The 18,811-nt window shown below is 69.5% G+C and carries 24 protein-coding genes; 12 read left to right on the forward strand and 12 right to left on the reverse strand.

All coding sequences use genetic code 11. The features are described 5' to 3' along the window. Positions 1–223: 223 nt before the first annotated feature. The 5 genes from ABD908_RS14160 to ABD908_RS14180 form a co-directional block, all read right to left on the reverse strand. Positions 224–370 carry a hypothetical protein gene (locus tag ABD908_RS14160; RefSeq protein ID WP_344996865.1) on the reverse strand — a complete coding sequence of 49 codons (147 nt, stop codon included), beginning with the start codon at positions 368–370 and terminating at the stop codon, positions 224–226. Positions 371–394: 24 nt separating this feature from the next. Next, the gene (locus ABD908_RS14165) at positions 395–649 is read right to left on the reverse strand and encodes a cysteine hydrolase family protein (protein WP_344996989.1); all 255 of its coding nucleotides are present in this window, start codon (positions 647–649) and stop codon (positions 395–397) included. Continuing rightward, positions 595–729 carry a hypothetical protein gene (locus tag ABD908_RS14170; protein WP_344996867.1) on the reverse strand — a complete coding sequence of 45 codons (135 nt, stop codon included), beginning with the start codon at positions 727–729 and terminating at the stop codon, positions 595–597. Before ABD908_RS14170 ends, ABD908_RS14165 begins: the two co-directional genes overlap by 55 nt. A gap of 170 nt (positions 730–899) precedes the next feature. Further along, a complete protein-coding gene (locus ABD908_RS14175; RefSeq protein WP_344996869.1) occupies positions 900–1,595 on the reverse strand; it encodes a hypothetical protein in 696 nt (231 codons plus the stop codon). A 404-nt stretch (positions 1,596–1,999) separates the two neighbouring features. Beyond that, positions 2,000–2,167, reverse strand: coding sequence for a hypothetical protein (locus tag ABD908_RS14180; protein WP_344996871.1), 168 nt, complete (start codon positions 2,165–2,167; stop codon positions 2,000–2,002). 19 nt (positions 2,168–2,186) lie between these two features. Here ABD908_RS14180 and ABD908_RS14185 point away from each other — a divergent pair, with 19 nt between their 5' ends. From ABD908_RS14185 to ABD908_RS14205, 5 genes are all read left to right on the forward strand, one after another. Beyond that, a complete protein-coding gene (locus ABD908_RS14185; RefSeq protein ID WP_344996873.1) occupies positions 2,187–2,372 on the forward strand; it encodes a hypothetical protein in 186 nt (61 codons plus the stop codon). 139 nt (positions 2,373–2,511) lie between these two features. Then, positions 2,512–3,015 carry a hypothetical protein gene (locus ABD908_RS14190; RefSeq protein WP_344996876.1) on the forward strand — a complete coding sequence of 168 codons (504 nt, stop codon included), beginning with the start codon at positions 2,512–2,514 and terminating at the stop codon, positions 3,013–3,015. A 19-nt stretch (positions 3,016–3,034) separates the two neighbouring features. Further along, positions 3,035–3,394 carry a hypothetical protein gene (locus ABD908_RS14195; protein WP_344996879.1) on the forward strand — a complete coding sequence of 120 codons (360 nt, stop codon included), beginning with the start codon at positions 3,035–3,037 and terminating at the stop codon, positions 3,392–3,394. Between the two features lie 157 nt (positions 3,395–3,551). Then, positions 3,552–3,854, forward strand: a complete 303-nt coding sequence (locus ABD908_RS14200; protein ID WP_344996881.1) for a cyclic-phosphate processing receiver domain-containing protein — start codon at positions 3,552–3,554, stop codon at positions 3,852–3,854. Between the two features lie 118 nt (positions 3,855–3,972). Then, positions 3,973–4,956, forward strand: coding sequence for a nitronate monooxygenase (locus ABD908_RS14205; RefSeq protein ID WP_344996884.1), 984 nt, complete (start codon positions 3,973–3,975; stop codon positions 4,954–4,956). A gap of 178 nt (positions 4,957–5,134) precedes the next feature. Here ABD908_RS14205 and ABD908_RS14210 read toward each other — a convergent pair whose 3' ends face one another. From ABD908_RS14210 to ABD908_RS14220, 3 genes are read right to left on the reverse strand one after another with little or no spacing between them, the layout of a single operon-like run. Then, complete coding sequence (locus ABD908_RS14210; protein ID WP_344996887.1) at positions 5,135–5,332, reverse strand: hypothetical protein; 198 nt, start codon at positions 5,330–5,332, stop codon at positions 5,135–5,137. After that, entirely contained in the window at positions 5,311–6,138 is an 828-nt protein-coding gene (locus ABD908_RS14215; RefSeq protein WP_344996890.1) for a DUF6226 family protein, read from the reverse strand. Before ABD908_RS14215 ends, ABD908_RS14210 begins: the two co-directional genes overlap by 22 nt. Next, positions 6,020–6,508: a hypothetical protein gene (locus ABD908_RS14220; RefSeq protein ID WP_344996893.1), complete on the reverse strand. Its 489-nt coding sequence runs from the start codon at positions 6,506–6,508 to the stop codon at positions 6,020–6,022. The genes ABD908_RS14215 and ABD908_RS14220 overlap by 119 nt, the downstream gene beginning before the upstream one ends. A gap of 398 nt (positions 6,509–6,906) precedes the next feature. Here ABD908_RS14220 and ABD908_RS14225 point away from each other — a divergent pair, with 398 nt between their 5' ends. Further along, positions 6,907–7,470 (forward strand): DJ-1/PfpI family protein, encoded by a 564-nt coding sequence (locus ABD908_RS14225; protein ID WP_344996992.1) that lies wholly within the window; start codon positions 6,907–6,909, stop codon positions 7,468–7,470. Positions 7,471–7,476: 6 nt separating this feature from the next. Here ABD908_RS14225 and ABD908_RS14230 read toward each other — a convergent pair whose 3' ends face one another. Together ABD908_RS14230 and ABD908_RS14235 are read right to left on the reverse strand one after the other, a co-directional pair. Continuing rightward, positions 7,477–7,698, reverse strand: a complete 222-nt coding sequence (locus ABD908_RS14230) for a hypothetical protein (RefSeq protein WP_344996896.1) — start codon at positions 7,696–7,698, stop codon at positions 7,477–7,479. Continuing rightward, positions 7,695–8,261, reverse strand: a complete 567-nt coding sequence (locus ABD908_RS14235) for a metallophosphoesterase family protein (protein ID WP_344996898.1) — start codon at positions 8,259–8,261, stop codon at positions 7,695–7,697. The genes ABD908_RS14230 and ABD908_RS14235 overlap by 4 nt, the downstream gene beginning before the upstream one ends. 845 nt (positions 8,262–9,106) lie before the next feature. Here ABD908_RS14235 and ABD908_RS14240 point away from each other — a divergent pair. After that, a complete protein-coding gene (locus ABD908_RS14240) occupies positions 9,107–11,410 on the forward strand; it encodes a serine/threonine protein kinase (protein WP_344996901.1) in 2,304 nt (767 codons plus the stop codon). Further along, entirely contained in the window at positions 11,407–12,645 is a 1,239-nt protein-coding gene (locus ABD908_RS14245; protein ID WP_344996904.1) for a radical SAM/SPASM domain-containing protein, read from the forward strand. Before ABD908_RS14240 ends, ABD908_RS14245 begins: the two co-directional genes overlap by 4 nt. A 220-nt stretch (positions 12,646–12,865) precedes the next feature. On the opposite strand, the gene ABD908_RS14250 is transcribed toward ABD908_RS14245, so the two are convergent. Continuing rightward, entirely contained in the window at positions 12,866–14,074 is a 1,209-nt protein-coding gene (locus ABD908_RS14250) for an alpha/beta hydrolase family protein (RefSeq protein WP_344996907.1), read from the reverse strand. A gap of 47 nt (positions 14,075–14,121) precedes the next feature. On the opposite strand from ABD908_RS14250, the gene ABD908_RS14255 reads away from it, so the two are divergent. Then, positions 14,122–14,766, forward strand: coding sequence for a TetR/AcrR family transcriptional regulator (locus tag ABD908_RS14255; RefSeq protein ID WP_344996909.1), 645 nt, complete (start codon positions 14,122–14,124; stop codon positions 14,764–14,766). 72 nt (positions 14,767–14,838) lie between these two features. Here the strand turns inward: ABD908_RS14255 and ABD908_RS14260 are convergent, their stop codons facing one another. Beyond that, positions 14,839–15,105 (reverse strand): hypothetical protein, encoded by a 267-nt coding sequence (locus tag ABD908_RS14260; protein ID WP_344996912.1) that lies wholly within the window; start codon positions 15,103–15,105, stop codon positions 14,839–14,841. A gap of 297 nt (positions 15,106–15,402) precedes the next feature. On the opposite strand from ABD908_RS14260, the gene ABD908_RS14265 reads away from it, so the two are divergent. The 3 genes from ABD908_RS14265 to ABD908_RS14275 all read left to right on the forward strand — a co-directional run bounded on the left by ABD908_RS14265 (position 15,403) and on the right by ABD908_RS14275 (position 18,806). Next, a complete protein-coding gene (locus ABD908_RS14265; protein ID WP_344996915.1) occupies positions 15,403–17,808 on the forward strand; it encodes a GGDEF domain-containing protein in 2,406 nt (801 codons plus the stop codon). A gap of 270 nt (positions 17,809–18,078) precedes the next feature. Further along, on the forward strand, positions 18,079–18,519 hold the full coding sequence (locus tag ABD908_RS14270; protein WP_344996917.1) for a hypothetical protein: 441 nt from the start codon (positions 18,079–18,081) through the stop codon (positions 18,517–18,519). Then, positions 18,516–18,806, forward strand: coding sequence for a transcriptional regulator (locus ABD908_RS14275; protein WP_344996919.1), 291 nt, complete (start codon positions 18,516–18,518; stop codon positions 18,804–18,806). The genes ABD908_RS14270 and ABD908_RS14275 overlap by 4 nt, the downstream gene beginning before the upstream one ends. The last annotated feature ends 5 nt before the right edge of the window (positions 18,807–18,811 follow it).

The following is an 18,811-nucleotide window of genomic DNA, read 5'->3' on the forward strand; positions in this document are numbered from 1 at the left end:
AACCGGTTCAGGCACCGCAAGCCATCCCCACCGAAACCACCGACCGAGGCCTGGATCAACGAACCGACACCACAGGCACTCATCCAATCCGCATGACGGATTGTCTCACCGACCTTGACACGTTCCGTGTGGATCCGCGTCGGGGTACGTCGCGGCGGGTCCGCCGCCGACCGCCCGGCGCGACCGTGTCTGGCGTCGGCTCGCGTCCGGGGCTCAGCCGAACTCAGCGCGCGGGCCGGCGCCACGGTGATCTGTCGGTCGGCGTGGCGATCTTGGTGAACACCGCGTTGTAGTGCGCCACGACCGAGGCTGCGTCGACGGGATCGGGTCCGCGTTCGGTGGTCGTCGTGTGCCCGTCGGCGACCAGCATGAGGTCGAACCCGCGGCTGAGCGCTCATCGGGCGGTCGAGTCGATGCATGCTTCGGTCGCGAATCCGAGCAGGACGAGCGTTGTCACTCGGCGCTCGTCGAGTACGTCGGCGAGGCCTGTGTCGAGGAATGCGCCGGGGCTGTCCTTGTCGACCACGGCGTCGCCGGGGGCCGGAGCGGCCGTCTGGTGGATCGGCGGGATGCGACTTCCGAATCGCTGCTGGGTTACACCACCGGGGCGGCGGTGCGGGCGCGGGCGATGACGTCGGCGGCGCGGCAGAGGGTCCCGGCCGCGTCGTGGGCGATGTCCGCGAACGCACCTTGCATGTCGACGACCACGACGGCGCTGTTGCGTGGCACGCGGAACTCCGGTGGACCGAGGGACACGTCGTCCTCCCCCTCGATGGTCGTCGCGAACGGTACCCCTTGCTCGGAGGTCAGTCGGTCGAACCCCGCGGCCGTGCCCTCTCGGCCAGGCGGATCGCGGGACCGGTCGACCGATCAGCCCTATCCAGTCAGCCGGGGCGCGGCTATCCGAGTCCGGCCAGCAGCACGTCCAGGGCGTCGACGAGCTCGGAGCCGGTCACCCGGTACAGGTGCACCTTCACGTTCACGTGCGTGCCGTCGGCGGTGGTGAAGACGACGTTCAATTGTGACGCGTCGAGGTCGATCGACCGGATCTGGTTCCACGGCAGGTGCCGGTGCCGATGCGGCCAGATCCGGGTGATGCCGGCCCGGTCGAACACCACATCCGGCACCCTGCCGAACCCCAGGTCGTAGGCGACCGCGGAGACCGCCAGCACTGCCGCGGAGATCAGCCAGGTGGTCGGCTCGAAGCGGGATGGTGCCAGCCCGCCGCGGTCGCCGTGCAGCTGGGTGAATCCGATGACGGCGCATGCGACCGCCGTCGTGTGCAGTGCGGGGAACAGAGTCCACCGCGCCCACCGGTTCTCGGTCAGGACCAGCTGCCGTCGGTTTGCGACCGCGTCGAGGTCCGGTCCGGGCAGCGGGTTGCGGGCCACCGCGGCGAGGTACGGGGCAAAGACGACGAGGACCACGCCGAGCATGCCCATGCCGATCGCCGAGGAGGTCAGCCAGACGCCGACGCCCATCGCGCCGAACGCGGCGATGAGCACCACGGCTCCGCGCACGATCAGCAGACGACGTCGCACCCGTCGGTCGAAGTCGGCGAGCTCATCCTCGGCGGGGAGGTCGATCACCACCATCTACGCGACACTAATGGTCTGGGGTGCTTCCGGAGCCAGGCAACCCGTACGACGACGCGGCTCAGGGAACCTGCTGCCGGGCTCGACGGCGGTCGCGCCACACGGTCACGACCTGCCCGGCGAACCATCCGAGGCAGCAGATTCCAGCTGCGATCACGGCACCTTGATAGCCCCGCACGGGACCGTGCGGTATCCGGGCGGCGAGCATCAGCGCGCCGGAGACCAGCCACGACGACGCGGCGAGAGTCCTCGAAGCGGACCGACGGCAGTGGTTTCAGTAGCCGCGCCCGAAGCGCCGAGTGTTCGTCATCGCCCCGACTGATCGCGCCGACGCGACCGCGCCCGCGACACGCTCAGCCACAGCAGCGCCGCCCCGGCCAGCACCCCGCACGTCCACCCCGCCGTCACCGCGGCGGGTGCACTGACCGGAGCAGGACCAGCCCACCGATCACGGCGCCGATCGCCAGGACGAGTCGGGCACGGGGCGGCATGTCGTCACGATAGTGCGGCGGTCGCCGCACGCAGCGAACGCCGACCAGGATGTCGACGGTGGCGAGGAGTGGACTGTCCATCGGCGTTATCGTCGTCCGTATGTCGGAGTGGCCGCTGATCGTGCTCGCCGGGGCGGCACTGGCGTGCGGGCTGCTGCTCGTCGTCGCCGGTGTGTGCACCCGCGACGTGATCGGAACCCTCTGCGCGGTGTACATCGCCGCAGCGGGCGGGTGGCAGCTCGTCAAGGTGCGCCGGGATCTGGTCGCCCGCCGCGCCGGGGACTGAACCGAGCGGGTCAGACGGTGCGGCCCGGCGCACGGTGACGGTGGCCGTCCGTTCGAGCCGGGCCGGAGCCGGAGGATCCACCGTGGCGCGGCGCGATCGGGGTCCTCTCCTCGGCGGGTCGGTCAGGCAGGATCAACTCGTGGCCATCACTCAGCAGTGCGCACGGGTGCCGGCGGGCGTGCTGCAGGCGTGCCGTCGGTCCACGGAGGCGGTGGACCGGCTGTGCTCGTTCAGGGCGGTGCCCAGGTCCGACTACCTCGACTTGGACTGGGCGGGCGCGATGCTCGTGCGCGTGTTCGAGCTGGCAGGCGTCGACGACGTCTCGGTGGTCGCGCTGCGGCTCGCGCTCACCAGCCGCGACGAGCTCACCCCGGAGTATCGCGACCACCTGGCCGTGGTGTGGGATCCGCCGATGGTGATCACGCCGGAGGTGGTTGTCGAGGTCGCTGGCGGGCTGAGCGCCGTCGACTTCGACGCGGTGGTCGCTGTGTTGCCCGTTGACGCCGAAGGTGCAGGGCAGATGCTGGGTGTCGACTTCGACGGTCATCCGCGTGGGTATCTGACGGGGCACTTCGCCGCGCTGTGTGACTTCTACGCTGGGGCCGCGCAGCGTGGTTTGGCGATCGTCACGTGGGACGACTGAGCCCGACTACCTTCGGTTCATGATCGAAGTCGGCTCGCGACGGCGGAACCAGCCTGCACCTCCGCACGCGGTGTTCGAGGACCTGACTGCGCCGAACCGCAGCGCGAGCCGGCCGTGGCTGCACCTGCTCGACGACGAGGTCCTGCCGGAGGTGCTCGAAGTACGAGCGCCGGATCATGTGGTGTGGTCGTCGCTGTGGCGGCGGCCGGACGCATGGATCGGCTTCTCGCTCCTGCAGGGCGGGCCCGGCGGCAGCACTGATCTGCGGTGGACGCTCTACGTCGACGAACCGGCCCCGGACGACAGCCTGACAGGGCACATGCGGAAGCGACTCAACACGATCGTCAACGCCGACCTGCGGTACAGCTACGGGCAGTAGTGCGAGCCGCGCCCCTCGGCGCTGGACGTGCCCCGAGCGCACGGCGACCCCGCCCGAACCTGCGGCGGTACGTCCCCGGGCGAGTTCAGGTGGGGGAGCGCCAGCGCCGTGGGAATCCGCTAGCCACGCCCCTCGACTGCTCGTAGTCTCCCCACCTATGAAGCTGTTCGTCGACGACCTCCGCGACCCGCCCGACGCGTCGTGGACGGTCGCCCGGACCAGCGCCGAGGCGATCCGGCTGCTCGACGGTGACGAGCCGGTGGAGACACTCAGCCTTGATCACGACCTCGGCGGCGACGACACGACCCGGCCGCTCGTGCTGTGGCTGTGCGAGACCGGGGCCTGGCCAGCGGTCGTCTACGTGCACAGCGCGAACCCGGTGGGCGTCGAGTGGCTCGTCGGCATGGTGGAGCGGTACGGATCCGGTGTCGCCGATCGGCGAGGCTACGGGCGCGCGTAACCTCGCTTGGCGAACTGGCGGCCGTTCCGCCTGGTGGGTGCAGGGGACAGGACTCGGCGGGGTTCCTCCGACCTACGCTGGGGGTCGTCATGTGTGCGCCGATCGTGTGGAGGGCCCGATGGACCTGCTCGACCGTTTGAAGATGGACGTGCCGGTGGTGCAGGCCGGGATGGGGAACCTGGCGCCGGCGCGGCTGGCGGCGGCGGTCGCCGGGGCGGGTGGGTTGGGCACGATCGGTTTCCGGTCGCTGACGGGGCTGCGGGAGCAGATCGGCCGGTTTCGTGCCGAGGTGCCGGATCGTGCGGTGGCCGTGAACCTGTTGATGCCGTTCGCGACGCGGGAGCACGTCGACGCGGCGGCGGGCGAGCGAGTCGATGTCGCGGTGCTGGCGTTCGGCGGCGATGCCGGGGTGGTCGAGCGACTGCACGACGCGGGCGTGACGGTGGCGGTGCTGGTGGGGACCGTCGAGCAGGCGCGCCGGGCACTGTCGTGGGGAGCGGATGTGCTGATCGCTCAGGGCGTCGAGTCCGGTGGCCACCTGTCGGGCGGCGTCGACGGTGATGTGCTCCTGCGGCAGGTCCTCGGCGTCGCGGGCGGTACGCCGGTGCTGCGGGCCGGTGGGATCGCGACGCGTGAGGATGTCCGGCGGGCGCTGCAGGAGGGTGCGGCGGCTGCGGTGGCAGGCACCCGGTTCGTGCTGACCGACGAGTGCCCGGCGCACCCCGCGTACAAGCAGCGGATGCTCGACGCGACCGGCACGCAGACGACCACGTTGTTCGGTCTGGGCTGGCCGTGCCGCCACCGGGTGGTCGCCAATGCGGCGACCCGGCGGTGGTGCACGGCGGACGGGAGGGCGAGGGCGGTGCCGCGGCTGATCAACTCCCGGAGTGCGCCGCTGGCGCGGTTCGCGCGGGAGGGTGACGATCCGGGCGGGTTCATCGCGAAGCAGCGGGTGGGCTTGCCGTTGTTCAGTCCGGCGACGCCGATCGAGGGGATGCCGGTGGAGTGGGTGGAACGGTCCGCGCTGTACGCCGGCGACTCCGCGCTGCGGATCGACGCTGTGGTGTCGGCGGCGGACGCGGTGGCCGGTCTGGCTCCATAGGTCACGGGAACTCGGTCGCGCACCCGATGTCGGTCCGTGACGTCACCGTCGACTCCGCCCGAGTCGCACCTACCCGGTAAGGGTGCGACCTGCCGTACACGGTGAAGGGTGGCCGCCCGTTCGAGCCAGGCCGGAGCCGGAGGAACCATCGCGGCGCGGAGCGATCGGGGTTCTCACCTCACCGCGGTCGGTCCGGCGAGGTACCGCGTGCCGTCCTCCTGCGCCGCGACGCCACGATCTGGGCGGTGCTGGTGCCGCTGATCACGAGGCCGGAGACGGTTCCGAGCACATCACGCGTGGCGAGGCTGGCGACGATCACCAGTAGCCCGCAGGCGAGCGTGATCGTGAACAGTGTCAGCAGGCCGCGGTCGGACATGAGTCCACCGTACGACGCAGCCGGCGTTGCGACTGTCGGCTCGACGAGGGCGAGCATCGGGGTGTCACCGGCGTGTCCAGGGTTGCCAGCGTCGGTCCGGGCGCGCGTAGAGCCGTGCTGCGGCGGCGCGGAGCTCGTCGGTCGACGTGATCGAGTGCTCGCTCGACTCGCGGTAGGAGCCGTCCGGCGCCGCGAGTTGATGGTGCACCGTCGCCTTCCCGCCCGTGATGTCCCAGTGGGTGGGGAGGGTGGATCTGCTCGTTGAAGGTTCCGGCGGCGACCGCGAGGACCAGCGTCTCCAGGTCGTCGGCGGCGTCCTCCCAGGTCTCGTCGCAGGCGTCGCAGCCGCAGTCGGGGTACGCGACGTGGTGGGTGATCCCGGCGGTGACCTCGACTGCTGGGAAGTCGGTGAACCGCAGCAGCAGCGGCGCGGCGTCGGCTGATTCGGGTGTGACCGTGAGCATCGTGTTCGTCGTGTGACGGCGAGCGGTGTCGTCCGCCGCGACCGGTGTGACCGTGACCGCGTATGTGTCCGCCAGGTGGTCGATCAGCGCGCCGGCGACCGTGTGGAGGTGTTCGAACCGGTCGAGGTTGCTGGTGCGTGAGTAGCTGTCGTCCGGCGGTGAGGCGGCGAGTGGTTTCTCGGTGCCCCGTGGGTTCCCCCCTCGCCGTTTGGCTTTCCCGCCATCACGGAATCGGACGGTGGCGACCTCGGCCGGAGGACCCACTGCGGCGGCGCGGAGCGGTCGGGTCCTCACGCTGGTCCTGCGGACCGAGCGGCGACGGGCGGAACGCCGACCGTCCACCTGTGCGGTGCCTCGGTGGCGGCTCCCAGCCTGGCTCCCACGTGCCGGCGCGGTGGTGGCCGCCGTTTGTCGGCCACAGATCCAGTTCCACGATGTAGCCGGGGAGCTCGGCGGCGACCAGCGGGAGAAGGGCGTGGCCTTGGGTGTCGTACCGCGCGCGGACGGCGAGGTCGTCCCAGCCGGTCTCCCACTGGAAGTGTGCGTCGAACAGATGCTGCCAGTCGTCGAGGTGCACGACCAGGTCCGCGGAGAGGCCGACAGTGTCCGTGTCGATACTGCCGCACGCCCATAGCGGTCTGCTGCAGTAGTCACTCATCAGCCGGATCGTCCGGTCCGGGGCGAAGCTGTAGTCGCGCACCGCGTCGGTCACGGTTCGACAGTACGGGCCGGGAGCGGGAGGCCCATCTGGCGTGGCTGGGCACACCCCCGCCCGCGGGACCCGCGGTTTGCCCACCTCGGGCCGAACCCCCGCGGCTGTGCCGTCTCGGCGGGGCGGGTGCTGGGGCCTCAGCCGGCCCGAACTGGGACGACCACGACATGATATCGAACGGAGCCGAAGACAGCGGTGTGGGAAGGCTACGGGGTCGGTTGCGAGGGCGCGTCGGGGTTTCGGAGCGACTCTTGTGCGTTGGCCGCTGCCCGAACACGTTGCATCTGCCCAACCGATGTCAGCCATCGCTGTGCCTTCTCCGCTCGCCGTTGATCGGCGGGTGACCGACGGAGTCGTCGCTTTCCGGACTCGCGCTCCCGAATGCGGTCGACGTATCCCTGGACAGCCCACCGGACGCTGGTTTCGATGTCGTTCCGACGGTCACTTTCGACGGGGCGCCACAGGCGGACGTGCTGCTGGTTCCCGGCGGCTCCGGCATAGACGAGCTGATCGGCGACGTCGGGGCCGTCGACTTCGTGCGCGCCCAGGCGGGTGGGGCGCGGTACGTGACGAGCGTGTGCACGGGGGCGTTCCTCCTGGGTGCTGCGGGCCTGTTGCACGGTCGCCGCGCGACGACCCACTGGGCGTCACGCTCGATGCTCGCGATGTTCGGCGCGATCCCGACGGCGGGTCGGGTCGTGCAGGACGACAACCTGTTCACAGGTGCTGGCGTCACTAGCGGAATCGACTTCGCGCTCGTGCTGGCGAGCGAGCTGTGCGGCGTTGATGTGGCGCGCAGGATCCAGCTGATGATCGAGTACGACCCTCATCCGCCGTTCGATGCCGGTTCGCCGAACGCTCCCGAAACCGATCACGAGTACGCCGACAAGGTCATGGCCCGCAACCGCGAACTGCGCGAGGAACTGTTTCGAGATGCTGCCGCACGCGCAGGTACCGCCTGAGCGCGCTCACAGAGCCGGCAACAGGCACGGATCCGGACAGCCCATCCAGTGCAGGTGCACGGTGCGCTGCATCAGCAGGTCATGCAACGCTTGGCGGTCGGCGTCGCTCGGTTCGGTCACGGCTGCTCGCCCCGCAGCACCAGGGCCGGCGAGCCACCGGCGCGTAAGCACTGCTTCCACCACGCCTGCGGCGACGGTCACGGCCAGCGCTACTACGGCGCTCGTCAACCTCCTGACGGTAGGTCAACGATGCGTGCGCCGCGCACATATTCGACGCGGGTGCGACCGTAGAGGGTGACCGGCCGCACCGGGTAGGTGTGACCGTGGATCAGTACGCGGGGGCTGTTGTGGTCGACCCACTCGCGCAACGCGTCGATGCCCAGGTGCGCCGGGTCGTCGCTGTCGTTGATCCCCCGCGGTGGGCAGTGCGTGACCAGTACGTCGGCGGTGGGTAGTCTCCTGATCAGACGCTTGTACTCCCTTTGGGTATAGAGCATGTCCCGGGTGTCGGGTTTGTACCGGACGCATCCCTGCAGGCCGGTGAACGAGACGCCTGCCACGACCACTCGCTTCAGGTGTAGGTTCGTCATTCCCAGCTCTTCGAGGTATCTGCCGTCGCAGTGGTTGCCGTACACGCCGAGGGTGGGAACCTGGACGTGATCGATGTCGGGGAGGTCGGAGCGGGTGAGATCCCCAGCGGATATGACCGCGTCTACCCGATAGGCCGCGACGAAGTCGGGGATGCTCATCCCGAGTCGCGGGCTGGTGTCGGCGAAGACGATAAGCCTCATGACCGTCCCCCGATCGGCGTCCGGCGACTTCCCCTTGATCATCCTCGCGCGTCAATCACCCGGCAACACTCCTGTCGGGAGGATCCAACTGCCGCACGCGCATCGCCTGCGGGTGTCGGTAGGTCGTGTCGCCGATCTCGGTCTGGGTCTACTGCGGCGGGTTCGACGTGCCGGTGCGGCCCGACTCCGATGACGGCCTGCTGGGTCTGCGTCCACTCGGCGAGTGCGAGCGGAACGGTCACGCGGCCGACGGCGTCGAGCGGGCGTTCCTCGACGACGGTGCGAGCCGACGTCGACACCGAGCAGCAGTTCGCCGAGTGCGTGCAGTGCGCGGTGTTCGGTGGTCGCCTTCAACCAGGCGGCGACGTCGGTGATGGGGTCTGGTCGGTCTCGATCATCATGGTGTCTCTCTCAGGTAGGCACACGCCGCAGTCGCGGGCGTTTCCGACGAACGGGAGGAGCGGTGTCGGTCGTGCGCAGAGTCTCGCGTGACCCTACGACAGGTCGCCAGCCGTTTTGTGCCACTCGCCGCTGACGGGCATGAAAACCGCACCGGGAACATGGTTTCCGTAGTATGCGGCTTCCGGGACCGATGCCACGGTGAACCCGCAGACCGACACCGTCGTCCCCTCCGAGGCGAGGTGTGGCAGCTGGGCCCGGGTGAAGACTGCCACCTCGATGTTCCGAGCCCGTCGCATCCTTGGTGGCTCAGAGGGTGCCTGAGTCGAGACTGCTCCGGAGATTCCCAGAAGTGAGGTGCGGTCACCTTGGTTGACGAGTGGCCGGGTTCGGGTGTCTGTTGGACGGGTGCGCGGCACGCGTGGTTCGGAATGTAAGGGACTCAGATGGTCGATATCGGGGATATCGTCGTGGCGTGTCGGGTCATCCGCCGAATCCGGTCGGATCCGGAGGCGGAGGTGTTTCTCGTCGAGCGGGTGGATTCTGCGCGGCGTGAGATCCTGACGTTGTTCGGTGCGGAGGTCTGCGAGGACCGCGATTGGGTGCAGAGGGCGATCCGGGACGTGCAGGTTCTGGCGCCGCTGCGGCATCCGAACCTCGTGACCCTGTATGGGCGCGGCGAGTTGGACGACAGGCTGTGGGAGGTCTGTGAGTTCGTGGAGGGAGCCGAGGCGGGGCGGTTGTCGTGGTCGCCGCGATCGATTCCTTCGGAGGCTGCCATCGACGTGGTGTCGGATGTGGCCGCCGCGTTGGATTTCGTGTGGCGGGTTCGCGGGATCGTGCACGGGCGGGTCGATCCGGGCAACATCGTTACTGCGTTCGACCGCGACGGCCGGTTGCGGGTCGCGAAACTGACGGGTTTCGGTTCGGGCCGGGGGAGCTTCGAACGTGGGCGCGCTCTGCCAGCGCGGGTCTCAGCGGTGTCGTTCGTGAGTCCTGAGGTGTTGACCGGCGCGGCGCTGGACAACCGCACCGACGTGTACTCCCTGGGCTGCACGGCGTTCTACCTACTCACCGGTCGGCCCCCGTTCGCGAGTGACTCGCTCGCCGACGAGGTGTTCAGGCATCTGAATGAACCGCCACCGTCGGCGTGGCAGGGCGCGACGAACCTGCCGCCCGCAGTCGATGAGGTGTTCGCCCAGGTGTTGGCCAAGGATCCGGGGCAGCGATACCAGTCCTGCGGTGAGTTCGCCGAGGCGTTGCGGCGCGCCGCTGGACGCGGCGCTGCCAGGCCGGTAACCGGGAGCGACGAGCCTCGTCGGTCGCAGCAGGAGGACAGCGGCGACGAGTCGCAGGGCGCCGGCGGACGCCGATACCGCCGGCAGGTGACGTCTGCCGAAGCCGGGCACGTGATCGGCGGGTTCCGCGTGGTGTCGCGGATCCGGGAGAATGCGATGGCAGAGGTCTTCCGGGTGCAACGCACACCCGGTGCACCCGACGAGGTGTTGACGGTGTTCCGTGCGGAGGCGTGCCGTGACGGCGGGTTCGTCTCGGCGGTCGTGCGGAGCGCCGAGGCGCTCGCCGGTGTGGCTCACCCCAACGTGCTCGCGGTGTCTGCGGTCGGATGGTGGGGCGATCGGCTTTGGTGGGCATCGGAATTCATCGACGGCAACGACTGCGGCATGTATGCCGGGCTCGGCCCCGGCGCGTGGGGGCAGGTGATCGATGTCCTCGCAGGGGCCGCCGCGGGGCTCGGCTTCGTGTGGGAGACGCGGGGCGTCGCGCACGGACACCTGAGCCCCGCGCAGATCGTGGTGGTGCCCGGTGGGGGCCGGGTGCCTGGTCGTGGGTACACGGCCAAGGTCGGAGGCTTCGGGCCGGACGGCGCGTTGGCGCTCACCGCGGTCGTCGGGCTGGGGTCCTTGGACGGCTGGCCGACCCACCTCGTCGATTGGGTGTCGTTCGCGAGTCCGGAGGCGCTCCGCGGCGGTGCCTTGGGCCACCGCGCCGACGTCTACTCGCTCGGCTGCACGGCGATGCACCTGCTCACCGGTGCCCCGCCGTTCGTCGCCGACCGGGTGAACGACGTCAGGAACAGCCACATCGCCAGGCGGCCGCCGTCGGCGCGGCTGCGCGCAAGCCACCTGCCGCCCGGCGTGGACGAGGTGTTGGTGCGGGCGTTGGCCAAGGATCCGTCCGAGCGCTACCCGTCGTGCACCGCGTTCGTCGATGCCCTCCAGCGAGTGGGCGCGCGTACGGTCCCAGACCCGGAGCGCCCGACCGAGGGCGTCCGGCTGCCCCGCTCCGGCTACTACGTGGTCACCTTCCGTGCGGTGGAGGTAGGCCGATACACCACAGCCGACACCGCCGTGGCGGCGGCGAAGTCGGTGATCGACACCGAGATCGGCGCAGCTCCCGATGACGACACGACACCGACGGTCACGTGGCATGCCGGCCCCTCGGCGCGGCCGCAGGAAGTACCGTTCGACGCCGCCGCGTACCGGCGCGATGCGATCGAACGGCGGGATGCTGCCGCGTCCACCGGTGGTGCTGCGTCCGCGCCGAATCCGGTGTCGGACACGCCACTGCCACCGGCCACGGTGTACGGTGCTCCGCCGGTGATCGTTCGTGACGAGCCGTGGCCGCCGTTCCCGGTCTACGGAGGGCCACCGCCGTTACCCGCCCGGCCCGAGCAGCATCGCCCGCGCACAGGCTGGCGACGGTGGCTGCATCTTGGGAGGCCGGAGTGAGCGCGGCGCCACGGCCGCGGCTGCGGCGGACGTACGCGGTGTGGGAACTCACCCTCGCATGCAATCTGGCGTGCGCACACTGCGGGTCACGGGCGGGCACTGCCCGTCCGGACGAGCTGTCCGCCGCCGAGGCTCTGGATGTGGTGGACCAGTTTGCTGAGGTCGGCATCGAGGAGGTGACGCTGATCGGTGGTGAGGCGTTCCTGCGCCGAGACTGGTTGCAGATCGCGGCCGCGATCACCGGCCGAGGTATGCGATGCACCGTGACCACCGGTGGGTACCGGGTGAGCGCCGGGATGGCGCGCGGGATGCGCGACGCGGGGATCAGGCAGGTATCGATCTCGATCGACGGCATGCAGGCCACCCACGACGCGCTGCGAGGACGGGCGGGGTCGTGGCGTTCGTGTCTGCAGACGGCGGGGCACCTGCACGACGCAGGTGTGGCGGTGGCGTGCAACACCCAGGTCAACCGCAGTACGGCGGTCGACCTCCCCGAACTGTACGAGGTGCTGGCCGATGCCGGGGTGATCGCCTGGCAGTTGCAGTTGACCGTTCCGATGGGCAACGCCGCCGACCACCCCGAACTGCTGCTGCAGCCGCCCGAACTGCTGGTGGTCTTCCCGGTCCTCGCGCGGATCGCCCGCCGCTCGATCGTCGACGGGATACAGGTGTACACCGCCAACAGCCTCGGGTACCACGGACCGGACGAGCGGTTGCTGCGATTCCGGGACGAGCCGGGGTCCTGGCACGGGTGCCAGGCCGGGATCAGCACTCTCGGTATCGAGGCGGACGGTGCCGTGAAGGGCTGCCCATCGTTACCGTCTGCCCCGTACACCGGCGGGAACATCCGCAGCCGGCGCCTCGCCGACATCAAAGCGGAGGCGCCGGAGCTGACGTTCAACGTGCACGCGCCGGGTCGGGCCCGTGACGGGTTGTGGGGCTTCTGCCAGACCTGCGAGTACGGCGACACCTGCCGGGGAGGGTGCTCATGGACCGCGCACACCCTGTTCGGGCGTCGCGGCAACAACCCGTACTGTCACCACCGAGCCCTCACGCTGCACGGGCAGGGACTGCGGGAGCGACTGATCCCGATCGAACCCGCGAGCGGCGTACCGTTCGACTACGGTCGCTTCACCATGGTCACCGAACCCGCCGATGCTCGATGGCCCGCCGAATCTCTGCCGCCGCTCACAGCCGACGCCGTCCGCTGGCCCGCCGACTGGCCGACCCCATGAACCTGCTCGGTGGCGTCCGCGAGCCCCTCCGATAGGGGATCCAGACGACCCTTACCTCTGGAACGGACAAGGCGGCGACCTCTGTCCGTCGCGGAGCGGAGGTGGTGGAGAGGTGGGTGCGGTCGTCGATGGTGCTGCCGGTGTGCCGAAGCGAGCGCGGATCGTGTTGTCGGCTGCGGATGGGTCGCCGACAGGACGATCGCGAAGCGGGGTCGGGCAGCTACAGGGTAGGCGGGAAGACAATATGGTCGAGCCAGTCGAACGCTCGACGGTGGAAGAGGGTTCGGGCCCCGCTTTCGCAGTGCTCCCCGGCGCCATCGGCGGCGGCGAACTGGACGTACTCCTTCGCGCAGGTGAGCGCGTGGTGGAGCTTCGGGGCGTTGATGCTGAGGTCGTCGTTCTCGGCTGAGCAGACGAATGTCGGACATTGGATCCGGTCCTCGATGCCCTTCAATGTGTACTGAGGGGCGAGGCGGAAGAACTCCATGGGGTCGGTGAGCCCGTGGACCATGAGGTTGCGCCTCAGCGCCCACCCGGCGGTCGGCCTACCCATGACACCCTTTACGAGACGGTCCAGGAGCCGAAGAAGTGCCGGGTTTCCGTCAGGTAGCTGCTTGGCGAGGAAGCCCGGGAGCCGGCTTGCTGTCGCGTCGAACAGATCGTAGGGGCCGCAGTCGGAGATGCAGGCGGCGAGGCGGTGCTCGACGGTCGCGGCACGGGGCGCCAGATAGCCGCCGAAGCTCAGTCCGATGAGCGCGATCCGCTTCGGGGCGACCGTGACTTGCTGTTCGAGGAAATCCACGACGGGGGTGATGACGTTCTCCCAGTCGGGTCGGAACGGCACGCCGTCGTCGAGGATCATCGCTCCTTGGCCCGGGCCGTCGAACGCCAGCACGTTGTAACCGCGTTCGAGTGAGGCGGCACCGTTGGTGAAGTACAACTCTTCGGCGGTGCCGTCGTAGCCGTTCGTCAGGATCACCGTGGGACGAGGTTCGTCGTCGTCCGCGGCGGGGAAGAAGTATCCCGGCAATGACGAGCCTTCATAGGGAACCTGGACGATCGTCGGCGGATGCGCGAGCAGCGCGGCGCCCTGGCGGAAGGCCTCCACCTCGCGTGTATGTGCGGCGATCAGACGCGGGTCCACGGGAGTTCCCATCGCGAACAGGCCGGCTGTCCGGAAGTAGTTCGACGCGCGGAAGAATGCGCTCCGTGCGCTCGCCACGTTCCCGGCCGACGCGCTTTCTTCTGCTCCTGCAAGCACCCTCGCGGCCTGAGCGGACCACTCGTCGTGCCAACTGGTGAGGCTGGTTCCGGAGATGCGACGTGCGACAGAGAGGCATTCGGCGACGTCGGCGCCACCGTACGGTGCGTACCCGAGCGCGCGCAGGAGCTGTGCCTCGAAGAGGTCGTCGCGCAACAACGTGCCCATGTACGGACCTCGACCCATTCGGCTAACCTGTGTAAACTAACACACGTATGACTATAGATGGTGAGCCTTCGGCTGTAAAGACCTCGGCGGCGAAGCCGACCGAGCGGGTACGCAATCGGCGCGGGAACGGGGTGCGCCTCCGTGAGGAGATCCTCGATGCCGCAGTCGTTCTCATCGACGAGACCGAGGACGCCGCCGCGCTCACCCTCCGGGGCATTGCACGCCGAGCCGGCATCAGCGCACCCTCGATCTACCCGCACTTCGCCGAGTTAGCGACGCTCATCGAGGCCGTCCTCGCGCGAAGCTTCGACGAACTCCGCGACGCGGTGCAGTCTGCGATCGACGCCGAGGACACGCCCCGCGACGCCCTCATGGCTGCGGGGCGTGCCTACGTTCAGTTCGGCTGGGACCACAAGGCGCGCTACCGGCTGATGTTCGCAGCGACCGGCTATGCAGCCAACGCGGTGGACACCTTCACCGTGGTGGAAAGCACGATCCAGGAATGCGTCGAAGCGGGTGTCAGCACGAGCACCGATCCCCACATCGATGCGTGGCTGCTCTGGGCTTCCCTGCACGGCGTCGCCACGCTCGCCAAGCCGGCGCGCGCGGACTACCTCCGGCTCGGCCCACTCGACCGCCCAGCGATGCTCCGCACGCTCATCAGCCGCATCGCCGGGCTCGTAACCGGCTGAGACGTTGACGGAACACGCAGCGTCCGATCGGGCCATCGGTGCTGCTCAGCGGGCAGTTGTCCTCGCCCGGTGTTACGCCGATCCCTCCAGTGCCCGGTGCACCGTCGTCCGCGAGCATCCGCGACTCGCGGTGATCGCGTCCACCGACACCTTCCCAGCGCGCAGCAGCTGGGCGTGCCGACGCTGCTCCTTGGTGAGCGCGGGCGGCCGGCTACCGAACCGCCCCGCTGCGGTGCTGGTGTCGATCTGCTCGGTGATCGAGACCAGCCCGATGCCGTCGCGCTCGAACCGCTCGCCCAGCCGATCAGGTACCGCATCCCGCGGCTGCGGCAACGACATGTCCGACCCGCCTGCGATCCTGCGCGGCATGGACCACCGAAGGCGGTGCACTCCGCGGGGGAGTGGCCGGCGGCCGGGGCGGCGTTGTCGGCGGACGCGCTCGGGGCGCGGGTGGGATGGAGGGGTGCTGCCGCTCAGTGGGTGGACCACGGCGGGGAGGGCGACGGCGATGGACCCGGACCGGGGACAGGTGCGGACCGTCGCGTGGTAGCGCGAGGACCGACCGTCGCCGTGGATGCGGCCTGAGCCCGGGAGTCTGGAGAGAACGGGGCCGGTGGCGGCCTTATAGTTGGCGCCGTGGGGAGTGATCCGGCGCCGGCGCGGTCGGGCGACGGGTGGCGATATCGCGTGCCGACGCGGTTCGTCGTTCGCGCGATGCGGAGCCGCGGTGGGGATCTCGGGCGGGAGTTCTCCTTCGCGTTCGATCGCGAGGGCCGGGGCCTGCGTTCAGAGCTGTGGATCGTGATGCTGGTCGGGGTGGCGGTCGTCCTGATCTTCCACACGTACTTCCTCGACGTTCCCGGCGCGTTGCTGGCGTGGACTCCGCTGCTACTGGTCGGGGTGGGGATCCCGGTGGTGTTGCGGTGGTTGAGCGGCGCGCAGAGTCCGATGCGGCGGTGGTCGGCGGCGATGTTCATCATCGCGGCGTACCTCGACGTCGCGTGCATGATGACGGTACGCATCGTCAGCCTGCGGCATGGGATCGATGCTCTGCCGATCATCGTGCCGGTATGCATCCTCATGAGTCTGATCGTGGCGCAGATCCGCTTCGCCCTGCTGGTACCGGCGATCCTGCTGGGTCTGTCGGGGATCATGGTCGCCGAGCTGACCCTGCTGGCGGTGACGAGTTCGGCGCTGTTCGATCTGACAGCCTCGGTCGGTATCGTCTGTGTGTCTCTGGCGTCGGCGCACGAGTTGGAGAACAGCAGCCGCGCTGCGTGGCTGCGACAACGTGAGCTGGACGAACTGACGAGGCAGGACGGGCTGACCGGTCTCCCCAACCGGCGACACTTGGAGCAGACCCTGATCGACGTGCTCGGCTCGCCGGCGGCGCGGGCTCCGCTCGTGATCGCGATCCTTGACGTGGATGAGTTCAAGGCCTTCAACGACCAGTTCGGTCACCCGGCCGGTGATGCCTGCCTACGCGCGATCGGCACCGTCCTGCGCGATGAACTCGACGGCGCGCATGAGTTCGCGGCCCGGTACGCGGGCGAGGAGTTCGCGGTGCTGTGGCGGGGAGTGGACCCCGAGGCGGCTCGTGACCGTGCGGAGCAGTTGCGCGGCGCGGTCGGTCGGCTGGGGATCACCCGGTCGGGGGGCGCGGGCGTGGTGACCGTGTCGGCGGGGACGGCCGAACTGCGTGCTCCGGCCTCGCTGTCGCCGGACCTGTGGCCTGGGGTGATCCGTGCGCTCGTCGATCGGGCCGACCAGGCGCTGTACCGGGCGAAGGCGTCGGGCCGAGACATGATCGTGCACGATCGCACGGTGGTGACCGCCGCCGACCTGCGCGGGTCGACGACGTCGATCGCGACGGCTCCCGATGCCGACGGGCCGGCATTGCATGCCACAATCTGGGGGCTGCGCTTCCAGCGACGCGACGACGAGACCCGCTTCCGCAGGGCGTTCGAGGTCCAGGGACGCCGGGTGCGGCGCCTCATCATGGTCGGCTTGCTGGTGGTCTGCGCGGCGATCTTCGCCTTCCAGCAACCGTTGCTCGAGGTCCCTCCCGGGGCGGTCACCGTCGGTCGGTTGATCCTGGGCGTCGGGTTGATGCCCGCGGCGACGGTCGCCTTGATCGCGGCCTCGTGGTCGCGCGTGTACCGCTGGTCGTCACCGGTATACGTCGGCTGCGTGGCGGTCATCCTCACTGCTCAGATGTTCGAGCGGGCGATCGAGACCCCGCGGGGGTTGAACCTGGTCCCGTTTCTGATGCCGGTGTCGGTGTTGCTGAGCCTGTGTGTCGTGCGGATCGCCTGCAGCCTGTTGGTCCCCTCGATGGCAGCGTTGACGGCGGCGGTCGTCGTGTGCGAGGTGGCGACCGTCCGGATGACGGGAAACGAGTTCCTGGCGATCCTCACCGCGATCGTGATGGCGTCCGTCTCCGTCCGTTTCGCCTACCAGCTGGAGCGGTCTCGCCGTCTGGACTGGAGTAGGTCGCGGCAACTCGCCGCGCTGAGCCTGACCGACCCGCTGACCCTGATGCCCAACCGGCGCTCGTTCATCGCCGCGCTCCGCGACGAACTGGCCGCCGGCCGCGGGGCTGCACTGGTGTTACTCGACGTCGACCGCTTCAAGGACTACAACGACCGGTTCGGTCACCTCGCGGGCGATGACTGCCTCCGCGCAGTCGGTGCGCAGCTGGCGCGTGCGGCCGACGCGTGCGCCGGCGTCGCTGCACGCCTCGGTGGAGAGGAGTTCGCGGTGATCCTGCCTGCCGGCGGCGTCGGCCTCGCGGAGGTGATCCGCGCCGCGGTCACCGGCCCGGATCCCGACCTCGGCGGGGCGGCGGGCCCGATCACCGCATCGGCCGGGCTCGCGGTGTGGCCGGCCGATGCCGTCGTGAGCGATCCGGACGTCGCCGTCGAACATCTCGTGGAACGTGCCGACCGCGCCCTCTACGAGGCCAAACGGAACGGGCGCGACAGACTGGAGGTCGACGGCGGCCGCGCGTTGGCGGCTGAGCCGGATGATGCCCCGCCGTGACCGACACGCGCACCTAGCCGACGACGGAGCTGCGCGCGTGAAGACGTCGGGGCCGAGAACCGTTACGGTTCGGGAGGTCGCGGACGAGTCGGTATCTGTAGCTCGATCATGTGATCGGCGCACTACGGGCTTCTGAAGTGAACGAAGACCTCCTGGCGACCGCGCCTTCGCGCTCACTCGTTCGCGTGGGTCGGCGCAGCGGATGTGGGTCCTGGGGGATGAGTCGCCCTGTTCGTTGCCGTGCTGGCAACGAACAGATATGTTGCCGGTATGGAAACGAACGAGCCTGAGGGCACTCTCGCCGACATCGCCGCGGCCCGGCGGGCGACGCGCCGGGTCCTGAATCCGACCTGGGTCCGCTACACCGTCATCGTGGTGGTGTCGGGCGCGTTCGCGATGATCGACAACGAGGGACGATCCGGGAACACGTCCGGCTGGATCGTGGACGCCGTGCTGGTGTGTCTGTTCGTCGTGCTCATAGTCGGCCTCAGTCGGCGGGGAGCCTTGCGGACCTCCGGATACGCGCACCCGACGAAGGCGATCGTCATCGGGTTGATCGCGCCCGTTCTCGCCGGGGTGGTGCGCCATCTCGTCACGCCCGGGACTTCGCTGTGTGTCGGGCTGACGTTCGTGGTCCTCGTGGTCGGATACCTGGCGATCCCCGGGGGCTATGACTGGATCCTCGACCGTCTTCCGCGTGGGCGGCGATGAGCGCACCCGAGTCGGCGTTCGATGACCTCATCCACCCTCGCCAGCGCTTGATGCTGTGCGCGGCGCTGACGGTGGCTGAGGAGGTGCGGTTCGACCTGCTCGCGAAGGCGCTGGAGGTGAGCCCGCCCACGTTGAGCAAGCACGTCGCCCGTTTGGCCGAGGCCGGTTACGTGAGCACCCGTCCTGACAAGCTCGACTCGCGTCGCCTGTGGGTCCGGCTGACCGACACGGGCACCGAGGCGTACCGCGGGCACGTTCAAGCTCTACGCGAGCTCACCAGCGAATGACCGCG

This window comes from Tsukamurella soli (assembly GCF_039541155.1).
Classification (GTDB): domain Bacteria; phylum Actinomycetota; class Actinomycetes; order Mycobacteriales; family Mycobacteriaceae; genus Tsukamurella; species Tsukamurella soli.

What these genes read in the sequence shown, in the direction of transcription:
- ABD908_RS14185 (WP_344996873.1), top strand. Translation starts at nt 2,187, where the DNA reads ATGTCGGAGTGGCCGCTGATCGTGCTCGCCGGGGCGGCACTGGCGTGC.
- ABD908_RS14270 (WP_344996917.1), top strand. Translation starts at nt 18,079, where the DNA reads ATGGAAACGAACGAGCCTGAGGGCACTCTCGCCGACATCGCCGCGGCC.
- ABD908_RS14205 (WP_344996884.1), top strand. Translation starts at nt 3,973, where the DNA reads ATGGACCTGCTCGACCGTTTGAAGATGGACGTGCCGGTGGTGCAGGCC.
- ABD908_RS14175 (WP_344996869.1), bottom strand. Translation starts at nt 1,595, where the DNA reads ATGGTGGTGATCGACCTCCCCGCCGAGGATGAGCTCGCCGACTTCGAC.
- ABD908_RS14160 (WP_344996865.1), bottom strand. Translation starts at nt 370, where the DNA reads ATGCTGGTCGCCGACGGGCACACGACGACCACCGAACGCGGACCCGAT.
- ABD908_RS14235 (WP_344996898.1), bottom strand. Translation starts at nt 8,261, where the DNA reads ATGAGGCTTATCGTCTTCGCCGACACCAGCCCGCGACTCGGGATGAGC.
- ABD908_RS14200 (WP_344996881.1), top strand. Translation starts at nt 3,552, where the DNA reads ATGAAGCTGTTCGTCGACGACCTCCGCGACCCGCCCGACGCGTCGTGG.
- ABD908_RS14275 (WP_344996919.1), top strand. Translation starts at nt 18,516, where the DNA reads ATGAGCGCACCCGAGTCGGCGTTCGATGACCTCATCCACCCTCGCCAG.
- ABD908_RS14195 (WP_344996879.1), top strand. Translation starts at nt 3,035, where the DNA reads ATGATCGAAGTCGGCTCGCGACGGCGGAACCAGCCTGCACCTCCGCAC.
- ABD908_RS14240 (WP_344996901.1), top strand. Translation starts at nt 9,107, where the DNA reads ATGGTCGATATCGGGGATATCGTCGTGGCGTGTCGGGTCATCCGCCGA.
- ABD908_RS14255 (WP_344996909.1), top strand. Translation starts at nt 14,122, where the DNA reads ATGACTATAGATGGTGAGCCTTCGGCTGTAAAGACCTCGGCGGCGAAG.
- ABD908_RS14260 (WP_344996912.1), bottom strand. Translation starts at nt 15,105, where the DNA reads ATGTCGTTGCCGCAGCCGCGGGATGCGGTACCTGATCGGCTGGGCGAG.
- ABD908_RS14210 (WP_344996887.1), bottom strand. Translation starts at nt 5,332, where the DNA reads ATGTCCGACCGCGGCCTGCTGACACTGTTCACGATCACGCTCGCCTGC.
- ABD908_RS14250 (WP_344996907.1), bottom strand. Translation starts at nt 14,074, where the DNA reads ATGGGCACGTTGTTGCGCGACGACCTCTTCGAGGCACAGCTCCTGCGC.
- ABD908_RS14180 (WP_344996871.1), bottom strand. Translation starts at nt 2,167, where the DNA reads ATGGACAGTCCACTCCTCGCCACCGTCGACATCCTGGTCGGCGTTCGC.